Origin of the sequence: Aequorivita sp. CIP111184, assembly GCF_900489465.1 — a bacterium.
Taxonomy (GTDB): domain Bacteria; phylum Bacteroidota; class Bacteroidia; order Flavobacteriales; family Flavobacteriaceae; genus Aequorivita.
In genome coordinates this window covers 1-14,315 of sequence record NZ_UEFQ01000026.1, presented here as the reverse complement: position 1 = coordinate 14,315, position 14,315 = coordinate 1, and the positions used below count along the sequence as shown (strand labels likewise).

Sequence of the window (14,315 nt, the reverse complement as noted above, 5' to 3'; positions counted from 1 at the left end):
TTATATTTCTCTATTAACATCCCACGCTTCCAAATAATCGGCAACGCGTTTTACAAATTGCCCACCCAAAGAACCGTTCACAACCCTATGGTCATAACTGTGGGAAAGAAACATTTTGAAACGAATTCCAATAAAGTCACCTTCCGGGGTTTCAATAACTGCGGGCACTTTCCTAATGGCGCCTAAGGCCAAAATACCCACTTGTGGCTGGTTGATTATAGGCGTACCCATAATGCTGCCAAAAGTTCCAACATTAGTAACGGTATACGTTCCACCTTGTATTTCGTCTGGCTTCAGTTTGTTTTCTCTTGCGCGGTTGGCAAGATCGTTCACCGCCTTGCTCATTCCAAGGAGGTTTAAACGATCGGCATTCTTTATAACCGGAACTATCAAGTTTCCGTCAGGCAGAGATGCAGCCATTCCGAGGTTTATATTTTTACGCTTAATGATGTTATTGCCATCAACCGCAATATTCATCAATGGGAAGTCTTTCAGCGCTTTTGCAACAGCTTCCATAAATATGGGCGTGAAAGTTAAGTTCTCACCTTCGCGTTTTGCGAATGAGCCTTTTACTTTATTTCTCCAGTTCCAAACATTGGTTACATCACATTCCACAAACGATTGAACGTGTGCGGAAGTTTGTGTGCTTTCAACCATGTGGTGAGCAATCAGTTTGCCCATTCTAGTCATTTCTATAATTTCATCTTCCCCGCTTACAGATACTGCAGCTTTCGGTTTTGCAGGCTCTGAGGATTGTGCTTTTGCCGTTTCGGGATTTTTAGCCTCTACAACAGTTTGAGGCTGCGGTTTTTCCGAAGAACGATTTTCAACATAATCCAAAATATCGTTTTTGGTTACACGACCATCTTTTCCGGTACCAGAAATTCCATCAAGTTCTGTTTGAGAAATATTTTCTGCAGCAGCAATATTTTTTACCAAAGGAGAATAAAAACGATCACCGGTATTTTCAATTGGTGTTTGGGTTGCCTGTTTGGCAGTATCAACATGTTTTTCAACTTCCTTCACAGCCTCTGGTGAAGGAGCGCTTTCAGTTACAGCTTTTTCGCTTTCATTACTACCGCCAGCAGTTTCAATTATTGCGATTGTCTGGCCTACTTGAACCACATCATCCACATTAAAAAGTTTTTCAATCAAAACGCCATCTACCTCACTTGGCACTTCGCTGTCAACCTTATCGGTCGCTATTTCGAGTACCGCTTCATCGGCTTCAATGGTATCACCCACTTCTTTTAGCCAGTTAGTTAGCGTTGCCTCTGCAACGCTTTCGCCCATTTTGGGTAGTTTCAATTCAAATTTTGCCATAATATAATTTCAATATCGAATTTTGGTAAGCACAAAAAGTGCTTGTTTTAAAACTTTGCAAAATTAGTTAAAATTTGTTCGTTTCGGGTTTCAATTTTCTTAAAAAACAACCACGCCACCCTTTTCGTCGCTTTGGTCACTTCCTATTATAAAATTACAGCCAGGCGGGCGTATGCGGAAAATATTGCCATTACCTTTTAGTTGTTGCATTAAAGTGAATATTTCTTTATAGGAAATATATTCAGCGTCAAAAACTAATAAACTGTTTTTTAGTATAATTAATGAATGCATATTTTTAGAAACCATTTGAAATACTGTAGCGGTAGTTGCGGAAAGTGTTTCGAGCAGTACGATATCTTCGGTGAAAAAATAATTTCTTTCAAGTTTTGGTATTGGTTTTATCTTTTTGTTGGGAGAAAATCTCCTTGCTTTTTTTGCCAAAGCCACTCCCGCCGAAACGGAACTTTCAAGTAGAAAGTTTTTATTGAAATGCTTTCGATAGAAAATCTGCATTGCGCCGTAAAATCGTTCAAAATACGCATCGTCCTTTTTGGTGCTTTCGCCTTTATAATGCAGGACAGTAGTAGTTCCCAAATAATGGTTTTTGTAGCCTGCCTGAGTTATTTTATAGGAGAGGTCAATGTCTTCACCGTACATAAAATAATCTTCGTCAAAACCACCAACTTCTTTATAAATACTTCTTTTCAAAAGCATAAAGGCACCTACCAATACCTCTACTTCACCATAGGAAGTTTCTGAAATATGGTTTGAATAATATTTTTTCGCAAAACCTGTAAGCTTCATCAATGAAACCTTTGGAGTTGGGAGGTTCCGTTTACTTTCTGGAAGAAAATTTCCAGTTCCGTCCATTAAATAAACACCCAATGCTCCAATATCTTTAATGCTTTGTGAATATTCAACAGCTTGCCTAAAAGTATCTTCGGAAACAGCGGTGTCTGGGTTTAAAATACATACATAATCCCCTTTTGCAACAGCTACAGCTTGATTGTTCGCTTTGCTAAAACCTACGTTCTCTTTGTTTTCAATTAAAATAACATTTGGGAAAAGAGTTTTTACCATTTGGCAACTATCGTCTTTCGAGTCGTTGTCTATCACAATAATTTCAGCTTCCCAATTTTCAAGTGCCTTTTGAACAGAGCATATACACTGCTCCAAAAAATAGCGCACATTATAATTAAGGATAATAACGGAGAGCTTCATCGGCTTTAAAAATTTAAGATATAGGAAGATGGAATGCCATTATAAACATATTTAATTGGGTTACTACTTATACATGGGCATTTCAAACTATGTGTTTTTTAGTGAAGATTCAAACGGGATTCGGTGTAAAATACTTCTACCTAAGGTAACCTCATCTGCATATTCTAGCTCATCGCCTACCGAAATTCCACGAGCGATAGTGGTCGTGGTTATATTGTAAGGTTCAATTTGTTTATAGATGTAAAAATTTGTGGTGTCGCCTTCCATGGTGGAGCTTAGTGCAAAAATAATTTCGCGGACATTGCCAATTTTTATTTTTTCAACTAAAGAAGTAATGGTCAAATCGCCCGGGCCAATACCGTCCATTGGTGAAATTTTTCCACCCAAAACGTGATAGTGACCGCGATACTGGCTGGTATTTTCAATAGCCATTACATCCCGAATGTCTTCAACTACGCAGACCAGTTGCTCATCACGCCGCGGATTGGCACATATTTCGCAAAGTTTAGTATCGCTTATGTTGTGGCAGTTAGCGCAAAAATTTATTTCGTCGCGCATTTTCACCAAACTGGAAGCTAATTTTCGTGATTGTTCTTTGGGTTGTTTCAATAAATGAAGCACTAAACGCAGGGCGGTCCGCTTACCAATTCCGGGGAGTTGCGACATTTCGTTTACTGCACTTTCAAGAAGTTTTGAAGAAAATTCCATAGCATAATTCCTGCCGGCAAGATAAAAAAAATGCTTCAGAAAAAAGGTTTTCCTGAAGCATTCCTATATTAGAAATAACTCTTAGTTTATAAGAAGTTTTTTTGTTGCGGTACCTTCTTCTGTATTAAGACGAACAAAATATGTTCCCGAAGAAAGTGATGAAACATCTACGGTGTGCTTGTTTGAAATTAATGCATTAACTTCATAGATGAGAAGTTTTCCGGTAATATCAAAAACTCGAACTTCTGCTTTCATCGTTTTTGGCAAAGCAATTGTAAATTCTGAAGTTGCCGGGTTTGGATAAATGCTAACGCTATTTCCAGAGATTATATCTTCAACACCAGCAGTACCTTCTACCACAGGTGAAACCCAAAGGCCTCTTCCGTAAGTTCCAGCATAAAGCATGTTGGTTACATCATTTATTTCCAATTCATTAATAATTACATTTGGAAGTAAATTACTGTAGGGTTGCCAATCTGTAAAAGTGTTATCGATATAATAAATTCCGTAATCCATTCCTAAATAAAGCCCATCTTTACCATTGTTATCCCAAACTAACGCAAGAGCACTGAAGTTTGGAAGGTTCTTTTTGTAATCTATCCAAGTATCACCACCATCGTTAGAAACAAGTACCTGGCTATTTCCTGTAGTTGCAACGGCAATTTTATTTGGGTTTGTTGGGTGAATAGCTATAGAATTCACGCTACCTCCCGGCATCGCTGTTTGAATCCAATCTGTTGCACCAGCATCTTCTGTTTTATATAGAAATGGGCCTCTAGAAACATACATAACTTGATTGTTTGAAGAAGCAATTTTTAAATTATTTGCGTTACCTACAAAATCTTGTGAAATACTTGTCCAAGCTCCACCAAAGTTTACTGATTTATAAACTCGGTTGTAGCCAACATAAATAGTATTTGCATCGGTTGGATCTTGCTCAAAGGGTGTTACCCAGTTTCCAGAACCATTTCCTGGTTCGTTTAGACCTGTATATGAATTACCACCATTCAACGTTTTATACATTTGACCATTTTGACTGGTTCCGTAAAAAAAATTGCTGTTGTCCTTATCTATAAAAGATTCCATACCATCTGCTCCTAACCAATCTTTCCAACCGGTTGCAGCTTTGTAGAAAGATGTTCCATTGTCTTGGGCACCTCCGGAAACAATTACATCTGCAGTTTGTGAAATACCTATTTTATAAAACTGTCTAATTCCTAATCCACTGGTCAGGTCTTCAAAATAATCAGCATTTACAACAGCTGTATTCTCCGCTTTATAAATACCACCATCCGTAATTGCGAAAAGAGTGGTTCCGTAAAATTGAAGGTCATCAACATCGGAATGGCAATAGCCAATATTTTCAGACTGGGCCAAACCTGGCTGCCAATCTGAAGTGCAAGTAAAGTTTACACCCCCATTTGTAGATCTCCAAGTAAGGAGTCCTGCAATATGCACTTCATTTACATCTGTTGGGTTTACAGCAATACCCATATCGCGGGGAGCTTGGCCACTGTTATCATTACCTGTAATGCTGTATCCAAAAAAGTTAAGGCTGCCGTGGTTTAATTTTGTAAAAGCGTCTCCGCTATCATTAGAAGAATAAAAAGCTCCAAATCTACTGCCAGAAGCTTCCAATACATAAACAACACTTGCATCATCTGCAGATACTCCAATCATTTTTGGGCCGTTTGAAAAACCACCTATCGTTGTAAAAGTAGCACCTCCATCTGTTGACTTGTGAAATCCGGTTCCCGAAGCATAAACAACAGAAAGATCCCCAGGTTTAAACTCCACATCGTATCCTCTTGCATCGTCGGTAACAACTTTCACCCAATTAACCCCGCCATCTATAGATCTATAAATTCCCACGTTTTCAGCAGTTGCGAACATAATGTTCGTATTTGATGGATTAATAAGAATTTTATTCACAATACTGTTTGCTGTGCTTCCTTGTAGATTCCAAGTTGCGCCAGCATCTGTAGATTTAAAGATTTTACCGTTTGTAGAACCAAAAAAGTAAGTATCTGAATCTGATGGATCAATCGCTACAGAATATACTGATAGGTTTGAAAAATAGTCACTCAAGGGAGTCCAAGTTTGGGCACCATCGGTAGTTCTCCAAACACCTCCTGTATTTGCCCCAACAATCATATGATTAATATCTCCTTCATCAATAGCAAGACCTGTAATTCTGCCAACACCTGGATTCCATCCTGAAGTGGCACTCCAAGCCGTAGGGCCAAGTTCTTGCCAGTTATCTGCTAGAACCGCTCTGTTTGCTGCGGTATTGTTTAAATATGAATTCCAAAGTTGCAGTTCATTTAAACGCTCCTCGGTAGTTGGAAGATAGCCATTCTCTTTTACCATACGGAGGGCATTATACTCCCATCTTTTAAATTGTTTGTAACCAGTTCCGCGACCTTTGTCTTTATTAGCAAAATAGGTTTCGGCACTGTCAATAATTTCCTGCACTTTATAGGTGCCGTCATCAATCATTTGAAGATATTCCTGAGCTTGACTAGCAAAGGAACCAAAAAGCAATGCAAAAAGGAGTAGTAATTTTAAACGCATCTTTTTAATTTTTAGGGAGTTATATAATTATTAATTCAAGAATTTCAAAAGTATTAAAAATAAAAATGTTGTGGTATGCAAACTTTGTATTTTTACCAAAAAAATATTCCTAAAACATTAGTCTTAAATCTTATGCAACCCTTACATATTCTGTTATTAATCGTAGGTTATTTTTTGGTTTTAATTTTAGTTTCCTTTTTAACCAATAGAGGCGGAAGTAATGCAGATTTCTTTAAGGCAGGAAAACAGTCTCCTTGGTATTTGGTTGCTTTTGGAATGATTGGCGCTTCTTTGAGCGGGGTAACTTTTATTTCAGTACCCGGCTGGGTGGAAGCTTCAAAGTTTAGTTATTTTCAAGTCGTGCTTGGTTATATTGTAGGATATGCAGTTATTGGCACTGTCTTGCTTCCGCTATATTACCGTTTAAATTTAACCTCCATTTACACTTATTTGGAAGGTAGGTTTGGTAAGGCTTCCTATAAAACTGGCGCTTCTTTCTTTCTTCTCTCAAGAGTAGTGGGCGCAAGTTTTCGACTATACTTAGTAGCAGTTGTATTGCAAAGTTTGATTTTTGATGATATGAACATACCTTTTTGGGTAACCGTTACCATCACTATTTTGTTGATCTGGCTCTATACCTTCAAGAGTGGAATAAAAACAATTGTTTGGACTGACACGCTGCAAACGTTCTTTATGCTTGTAGCCGTTGGTGTATCGGTTTATTATGTTTCTACAGATTTAGGGCTTTCGGGAAGTAAACTTTTTACATTTATTGCAGATAGCGATATGAGTCAAATTTTCTTTTTTGACGATTGGAAATCTAGCGACTTTTTTGTAAAACAATTTTTAAGCGGAGCTTTTATAGCCATTGTAATGACAGGACTTGATCAAGATATGATGCAGAAAAACCTAACGTGCCGCAATCTAAAAGATGCCCAGAAAAACATGTTTTGGTTTACCATCGTTTTGACAATTGTAAATTTCGTCTTTTTAGTTTTAGGGCTTTTACTCACTGTTTATGCACAACAAAATGGAATAGATTCACATAAAGACCAATTGTACCCTATGCTAGCAATGCAGAATGAGTTTGGAATTGGCGTAGCCATACTTTTCATTTTAGGATTAATTGCAGCAGCATATAGCAGTGCGGATAGTGCATTAACGTCATTAACCACATCTTTTAGTATTGACATTCTTGATATCGAAAAAAGATATGATGAAAAAAAACAAGTCCGCGTCCGCAAGCTAATTCACATTCTGGTCTCTGTTGTATTGATAGCAGTTATCATAATTTTTAAATATGCAATTGCTGATGATTCGGTGATTTCAAAACTCTTTGTATTCGCTGGCTATACGTATGGTCCACTTTTGGGATTGTATGCTTACGGTCTTTTTACAAAATGGAAGGTAAAGGACAAGCTCGTTCCAATAGTTGCGATATTAACTCCATTTTTGGGATATGCCATAAGCTATCTTTCTTTGGAATATCTCAACTTTGAATTCGGGTTTTTTATATTAATACTGAATGGAGCGCTGACTTTTTTGGGTTTAATATTGATTCGTACCCAAAAGAACTAAAGTACAAGCAACTTCAGTTTCAATATTGTTTTCTCGAAGCATTTTATAAAACTCGGGGTTTTCAGTTCCTGGATTGAAAATGACGCGTTTGGGCTTCAAGGAAATTATATATTCATAATATTCCAATTGTCTTTTCGGATTTAAATATAGGGTTACAGTATCTATATTTTCAAAATCTTCCTTTTCCGTTGAAATATCAACGCCCGCAACCACTCCTTTTTTCAAACCAACAGCTTCAACAATATGTCCGTGATTTACCAATCGATTGATTGCAAGGTTTGAATAACGGCTTGGATTTAGGCTGGCGCCAAGTACTAATGTCTTCTTCATTTCTAATCGTTTTTTTTATGAAAATACAATTCTCATTTTCAAGATTTCATAAATGTTCGTTAAAAAGAAAAGAGCAATGAAACATTATTAAATTTTGAACGTCTATATAGTAGTTAGAATTTATTCTTTACTGCGACAATTTTTACGTTGATGGTTAGTGTTAATAATTGCAGTAAAGATTCAAACCCGAAGCACTTGCTTCGGGTTTATTTTTTTATGGACTCCATGTTATTGTTCTGTTAAATAATGGGTTGTAGTGAAACTATTTAGCCTTTCCCCTCGTCTATATAGAAAGTACCTAAAACTTCATTTTATAATTTATTTGAATTAGCCTTTAACGAATTATACCTTTTTTAGGTAAAAGAAAAGCCTTTCAACTTTGTTGAAAGGCTTTCTTACTTCTATATATATTTTAATGAACTAGATATCGCGATCCATCCTCTTTTTATAAAATCTATTAATGAATAAAATAATCAAGAACAGAAAAACAAAAACAAACCGAGAAAATATAGGGAATACAAGAGCCAGTATTCCGGAAATCACCCAGATAAATATTCCGTTTATTGCTCGTGCTTTATGCCATTTTGCCAAAATTCCAGTAAGACCTGTTTTACCTTTTTCTTTTTTTACTACATATCGAATCATCAAATAATTGAATAATCCAATGACCGCCAAATTAAAACAGTAAAAAACATACGGTCCAGTTAAAAAGAAACTTCCTACATAAAAAGCCGTGGAAAAAGGGAGTAATACTACAAAAAGCAATAAAAATATATTTAACCACAAAAGTTTGCTGTCAACGTCAGTAACGTATTTCATCAAGCGTAAGTGTGCCACCCAATAAATTGCGGTAACAAGAAAACTTACAACAAGACCAATAAAACTTGGAATTCTGGCTTCAAGTATTTTCCAAGTTCCGTATTCATTTACAGATTCGCCATTTGGTACGGCTATTTCTAAAATGAGCAGCGTCATTGCTATTGAAAAAATAGCATCGCTAAAACCGATTATTCTACTTTTATCAAAAGCAATATCATCCATAAGTTATCTCTGTGCAATTACTTACCATCTAATAATCACGCTTCCCCAAGTAAAACCGCTTCCGAAAGCAGCCAAAACAACCAAATCACCTTCTTTAATCCTTCCTTCTTCCCATGCTTCTGTTAGCGCAATAGGAATAGAGGCGGCGGTGGTATTTCCATATTTTTGAATATTATTGAAAACTTGGTCATCCCTCAATTTTAATTTATGCTGAATAAATTGCGAAATGCGAAGGTTCGCTTGATGTGGAATCAATATATCAATATCTTCTACTTTTAAATTATTTGCATCCAAACCTTCTTTAATTACCTCAGCAAAACGGACTATAGCGTGTTTAAAAACAAACTGCCCATTCATAACCGGATAATACGGAATGTCTTCTGTAGGATTTTCAGCAATAATTTGTGGCACCCAATGTTCTGTGCTTGGTCCTTTTAACGAAAGTTCATTTTTGTGTTGCCCCTCGCTGTGCAGATGTGTTGAAAGAATTCCGCCTTTTCCACTTTCATTTCTGGATACTACCGCAGCGCCACTGCCATCTCCAAAAATCACAGATACATTTCTACCCCGGGTGGTAAAATCAAGACCACCACTATGGTTTTCACTTCCAATAACGAGGATGTTTTTATACATTCCTGTTTTTATAAATTGGTCTGCTACTGAAATTGCATAAATAAAGCCGCTACATTGATTACGAACATCTAGTGCAGGAACAGTTCGCATATTCATCATTTCTTGCACCTCTACTCCGCCGCCTGGAAAATACATATCAGGACTTAGTGTAGCAAAGACAATCATATCAATATCATTCGGCGCAAGTTTGGCGCGCTCCAAAGCAATCGTGGAAGCTTTTACAGCCATAACTGAGGTTGAGTTTCCGTCGCCTTTTTTAATGTGTCTTCGTTCTTTAATGCCCGTCCGTTCCTGAATCCAAGCATCGTTGGTATCCATTAATTTTGAAAGATCATCATTAGTGACCACATTTTCGGGCACATAATAACCTAAACCGGTAATTTTTGAGGTATACATTATATGTTTTTTAAATCAAGTGGAAAGATAAGTATCTGTTGTAATTCAGAGAAACAAATTGCAATTTATATAGTATGCACGCATAGCAAAAAAGCATATAGCTAATGTATAAAACTAAAAAAGGGCGCAAAAATTGCGCCCTTCTTAAACAACCTAACCAATTAAATAATAGAATATTTTTACTTTTTCATAGCAATTTAATATTCGATTACTTACCGTAAAGATAACACACATTGTTTATTGAAGTTGTTAAAGCATTAAACAAAGTTTTGTTAAAGTTTAACTGTAATTTTTATAATTATTGATAGAAACCTTAGCGCCTAAATCATTCATCAAATTATAAAGACCGAAAAATGTTCTATTTATATAAAGAAAATGTTTAGATCCGCGATTACCGTTCATCTTTCTAATTTCGGTGTCTTTGGAATATTTGTTACTGAGCTCCGCAATTTTTCCGAAGAACTCTGTGTCGGAAAAATCAAAGGTTTCACTGTGAAATGGTTTTGTAAAAAGGCTCAGCATTTCAAAAAACAATTCAGAAAAGAACTTGGTTTCTTCTGGCGAATCTTCCTTCTTTAAAATTTCCAAAGCGTACATTTTTTCTAAGAAAACAACCGGATCGTTTATGTTTTCAGGTTTTGCCAACTCGAAATAAGGCACATAAAATTCCTCAGGAACAGTTTTTACACAACCAAAATCTATGGCTATAAGATTAGCATCTTCATCTACCAAAAAGTTTCCAGGATGCGGATCTGCATGAACCCGCTTCAACTCGTGCATTTGGAACATATAAAAATCCCAGAGCGTCTGCCCTACTTTATCTGCCTTTGCTTTATCTGTATTTATTTTGGTGAACTCAGATAGGTGCTTCCCCGTCATCCAATCCATCGTAATAATTCGTTCTCCCGATAGTTCTTCGTAATATTTTGGAAATTTTAAATTTGGAATGCTTTTGCATGCTTCGGTAATTTCCTTACTCTGTTCAACTTCCAACATATAATCAGTTTCTTCAAGCAATTTATCTTCTACTTCCCTGAAATATTTATCGCTATCTTTTCCTTTAATATTAAACATTTTCATTGCCACTGGTTTCACCATCGCCAAATCGCTACTAATGCTTTCGGCAACACCCGGATACTGTATTTTTACTGCGAGGTTTTTACCGTCTTTGGTTGCTTTGTGAACCTGCCCAATACTTGCTGCTGCAACAGATTCTGCATCGAAAGTATCAAAAAGACTTTCTGGCGTGTCGCCAAAATATTTTTTAAAAGTTTTTCGAACTAATGGCGCAGAAAGTGGCGGAACTTGAAACTGCGCCAATGAAAATTTTTCAACATATGCCTTGGGCATTATGTTTTTTTCCATACTCAACATCTGGGCAACTTTCAAGGCGCTGCCTTTTAGATTTTTTAAACCATCATAAATGTCTTCGGCGTTGCTTTCGTTTAATTCGTCTCGTGTAGTTTCAGAATTGACTAGCTTTTTTCCGTAATATTTTAAATAATTTCCGCCAACCTTTACGCCAGTAGACATTAATTTTGAAGCTCTTTGAATTTTATTTGTGGGAATTTTGTCTATTGTCTTCATTATACCATTTTTTCTTTCCACAAAAATTTTCCAAAATCCAGCACGCTTTCCAAAGGTTGGGTATCAAAAACATCAAAGATGGCGCGAACTGATTTTTCAATAACGATATCTGTATTTTCAAAACCTGCAGAATTATCATCCATCCAATATTTTAAAAGGAAGAGAGTTTGGATCCAAGCTCCTTCAGAAAAAATAGTGACCGATTGTTTCAAGATTTTAAGCTTTTTATCTTCATTATTTTCTTGAATCAATTCAGTAGCAAAATGTTTGATGTTTCTGCGAAGCCCTTTCAACTGACTTAAATTTTTCATCATATTTTTATGCTCTCTTAAAGCAAAAAGAACATAACTACGGTTTAATGTAAGCAACTCAAAAAAGGTATAGAAGAATGTGAGCATCTTCTCTTGATTGGAATAGTTGCAATACGATTCATCCTTATTAGCCAAAATAATTGTTTTCTCATAAAACGAATTCCAAATATCTATCTGAAGGCCTTCAAAAGAGCCAAAGTAAGAGTAAAACTCAGCCTCCGTATAATTATTTTCTTTACAGAATTTAAATACGCTGATAGGTGCTTTTTCTTTTAAAAGAACCCACTCCATATATGCGGTTATTATTTTATCCTTAGTTACCTTACTCTTTGGAACAGATTTTTTGGATGTCGGGTGATCTTTATCTACAGTTGCCATTTTATATTAAGTATTTAAAAATGAATTGAAATTGACTTATTATCAATTTATCAATCTTATTATCAATACACAAAGATAATGACTGTTCAATGTTTTTAAACATTTCTTAAACAAAATGTTCTGTTAAAGTTTCTATTGGTTTTCTATAAATTGCTTCGTGACATCGTGTCAGCATATTAGTGCTTGGTACTTTATTTGACTATTATAAATTGTTTAAATAGAATTTAAAAAAATAACAATAAACAATAATAAAATGAGCAAAGGAACTATCAATGTATCAGTGGACAACATTTTTCCGCTGATTAAAAAGTTTTTATACAGCGATCACGAGATTTTTCTTCGTGAATTGATTTCGAACGCTACGGATGCTACTCTAAAAATGAAGCATTTGGCAAATATTGGCGAAGCTGATGGTGTAGAATATGGCGAACCAATGATTGAAGTGAAGTTGGACAAAAAGAAAAAAGAACTTCGCATTACAGACCAAGGAATTGGGATGACAAAAGACGAGGTTGAAAAATATATTAACGAAATAGCCTTTTCCGGTGCCGAGGAATTTATAGAAAAATACAAAGATAAAAACGGAAAAGATGCTGGAATCATTGGGCATTTCGGCCTTGGTTTCTATTCAGCTTTTATGGTTGCAGAAAAAGTTGAAATCATTACCAAAAGCTATAAAGACGAGCCCGCAGTGCATTGGTCATGCGATGGTTCGCCAGAATTTACACTTGAAGAAGCTGATAAAAAAGAGCGAGGAACAGAAATTATACTTCATATAGCTGAAGACTCTACAGAGTTTTTGGAAAAAAATCGCATTGACGAATTGTTGGTGAAGTACAACAAGTTTATGCCAATTCCAATAAAATTCGGAACTCGAACTGAAACCCTTCCGAAGCCTGAAGATGCAAAAGAGGAAGACAAAGCGCCAACAAAGAAAGTTGACAACGTAATAAATAATCCCAATCCTGCTTGGACTAAACTACCAACTGAACTGGAAGATAAAGATTACAATTCTTTTTACAGAGAATTGTACCCTATGCAGTTTGAAGAGCCCCTTTTTCACATTCACCTAAACGTTGACTATCCGTTCAATCTAACGGGAATTCTTTATTTCCCAAAGATGACGAACGATATGAGCATTCAAAAGGACAAAATTCAGCTTTATCAAAACCAAGTATTTGTTACAGATAATGTTGAGGGAATTGTCCCGGAATTTTTAACGATGCTCCGCGGTGTTATTGACAGTCCAGATATTCCGCTTAATGTTTCGCGAAGCTATTTGCAAGCAGATGGTGCCGTAAAAAAGATCTCGAGTTATATTACACGAAAAGTTGCTGATAAGCTGAAAAGTCTTTTCAACAGTGACCGCGAAGGTTTTGAAAAGAAATGGAATGACATTAAAATTGTGATTGAATACGGAATGCTTACCGAAGATAAATTCTTTGAAAAGGCTCAAGATTTCGCGCTTTACCCAACTGTGGACAATAATTATTACACCCTTTCAGAATTGAAAGAAAAGATAAAAGATTCCCAAACAGATAAAGACGGAAACCTTGTAATTCTTTATGCTTCAAATAAAGAAGAGCAACATAGTTACATTGAAGCAACCAAAGAAAAAGGTTATGAAGTATTGCTTTTAGATTCGCCAATCATAACCCATTTGCTTCAGAAAGTTGAAGGTAGCGAAGAAAAAGTTTCCTTTATACGCGTTGATAGTGACCACGTAGAAAATCTTATTAAAAAAGATGAGGAACAAATTTCAAAACTTTCCGATGAAGAAAAGGAAAGCTTAAAAACATTTTTGGACAGTGTGATTCCGAAAGAAAAGTTCAGTGTTCAATTGGAGGCTTTAGATAGCAATGCCAATCCATTCATTATAACCGAACCAGAATTTATGCGTAGAATGAAAGATATGCAGAAAACTGGAGGGGGTGGAATGTTCGGAATGGGAGGTTTTCCCGATATGTATAATTTGATTGTAAATACTAATAATGAATTGGTAATTGAAATCTTAAATACTAAAACAGAAAAGAAAAAAGAACGTTTGGTAAATCAGGCACTCGATTTGGCAAGGTTGAGTAAAAATTTATTGAAAGGTGAAGAACTAACTGCTTTTATAAAGCGTAGTTATGAGATGATTAAGTAGAAAAAATTAAAAATACTATTTAGTAAAACCCGTTGCTGAAAATTCAGCAGCGGGTTTTTTTTATTATTTAAGGTTATGATATTTAGATT

Annotated in this window: 11 protein-coding genes; 2 read left to right on the top strand and 9 right to left on the bottom strand. The window is 35.9% G+C overall.

The window, feature by feature from the left end; all coding sequences use genetic code 11:
• The 4 genes from AEQU1_RS11940 to AEQU1_RS11925 form a co-directional block, all read right to left on the bottom strand.
• Nucleotides 1–1,323, bottom strand: coding sequence for a dihydrolipoamide acetyltransferase family protein (locus AEQU1_RS11940; protein WP_111881453.1), 1,323 nt, complete (start codon nt 1,321–1,323; stop codon nt 1–3).
• A gap of 99 nt (nt 1,324–1,422) precedes the next feature.
• Nucleotides 1,423–2,544 (bottom strand): glycosyltransferase family 2 protein, encoded by a 1,122-nt coding sequence (locus AEQU1_RS11935; protein ID WP_111881452.1) that lies wholly within the window; start codon nt 2,542–2,544, stop codon nt 1,423–1,425.
• Nucleotides 2,545–2,631: 87 nt separating this feature from the next.
• Nucleotides 2,632–3,252 carry a recombination mediator RecR gene (gene recR / locus AEQU1_RS11930; protein WP_111881450.1) on the bottom strand — a complete coding sequence of 207 codons (621 nt, stop codon included), beginning with the start codon at nt 3,250–3,252 and terminating at the stop codon, nt 2,632–2,634.
• Nucleotides 3,253–3,333: 81 nt separating this feature from the next.
• Nucleotides 3,334–5,826, bottom strand: coding sequence for a T9SS type A sorting domain-containing protein (locus AEQU1_RS11925; protein ID WP_111881449.1), 2,493 nt, complete (start codon nt 5,824–5,826; stop codon nt 3,334–3,336).
• A 132-nt stretch (nt 5,827–5,958) separates the two neighbouring features.
• Here AEQU1_RS11925 and AEQU1_RS11920 point away from each other — a divergent pair, with 132 nt between their 5' ends.
• Nucleotides 5,959–7,404 carry a sodium:solute symporter gene (locus AEQU1_RS11920; RefSeq protein ID WP_111881735.1) on the top strand — a complete coding sequence of 482 codons (1,446 nt, stop codon included), beginning with the start codon at nt 5,959–5,961 and terminating at the stop codon, nt 7,402–7,404.
• On the opposite strand, the gene AEQU1_RS11915 is transcribed toward AEQU1_RS11920, so the two are convergent.
• From AEQU1_RS11915 to AEQU1_RS11895, 5 genes are all read right to left on the bottom strand, one after another.
• Nucleotides 7,375–7,734 (bottom strand): CoA-binding protein, encoded by a 360-nt coding sequence (locus AEQU1_RS11915; RefSeq protein ID WP_111881447.1) that lies wholly within the window; start codon nt 7,732–7,734, stop codon nt 7,375–7,377. The two genes, AEQU1_RS11920 and AEQU1_RS11915, sit on opposite strands and share 30 nt — an antisense overlap.
• Nucleotides 7,735–8,154: 420 nt before the next feature.
• Nucleotides 8,155–8,775 (bottom strand): TMEM175 family protein, encoded by a 621-nt coding sequence (locus AEQU1_RS11910; protein ID WP_111881445.1) that lies wholly within the window; start codon nt 8,773–8,775, stop codon nt 8,155–8,157.
• 21 nt (nt 8,776–8,796) lie between these two features.
• Nucleotides 8,797–9,804 (bottom strand): 3-oxoacyl-ACP synthase III family protein, encoded by a 1,008-nt coding sequence (locus AEQU1_RS11905; RefSeq protein ID WP_111881444.1) that lies wholly within the window; start codon nt 9,802–9,804, stop codon nt 8,797–8,799.
• A gap of 279 nt (nt 9,805–10,083) precedes the next feature.
• A complete protein-coding gene (locus tag AEQU1_RS11900) occupies nt 10,084–11,391 on the bottom strand; it encodes an AarF/ABC1/UbiB kinase family protein (protein WP_111881442.1) in 1,308 nt (435 codons plus the stop codon).
• Nucleotides 11,391–12,080 (bottom strand): TetR family transcriptional regulator C-terminal domain-containing protein, encoded by a 690-nt coding sequence (locus tag AEQU1_RS11895; RefSeq protein WP_111881440.1) that lies wholly within the window; start codon nt 12,078–12,080, stop codon nt 11,391–11,393. Before AEQU1_RS11895 ends, AEQU1_RS11900 begins: the two co-directional genes overlap by 1 nt.
• 253 nt (nt 12,081–12,333) lie before the next feature.
• On the opposite strand from AEQU1_RS11895, the gene htpG reads away from it, so the two are divergent.
• Nucleotides 12,334–14,226, top strand: a complete 1,893-nt coding sequence (gene htpG, locus AEQU1_RS11890; RefSeq protein WP_111881438.1) for a molecular chaperone HtpG — start codon at nt 12,334–12,336, stop codon at nt 14,224–14,226.
• The last annotated feature ends 89 nt before the right edge of the window (nt 14,227–14,315 follow it).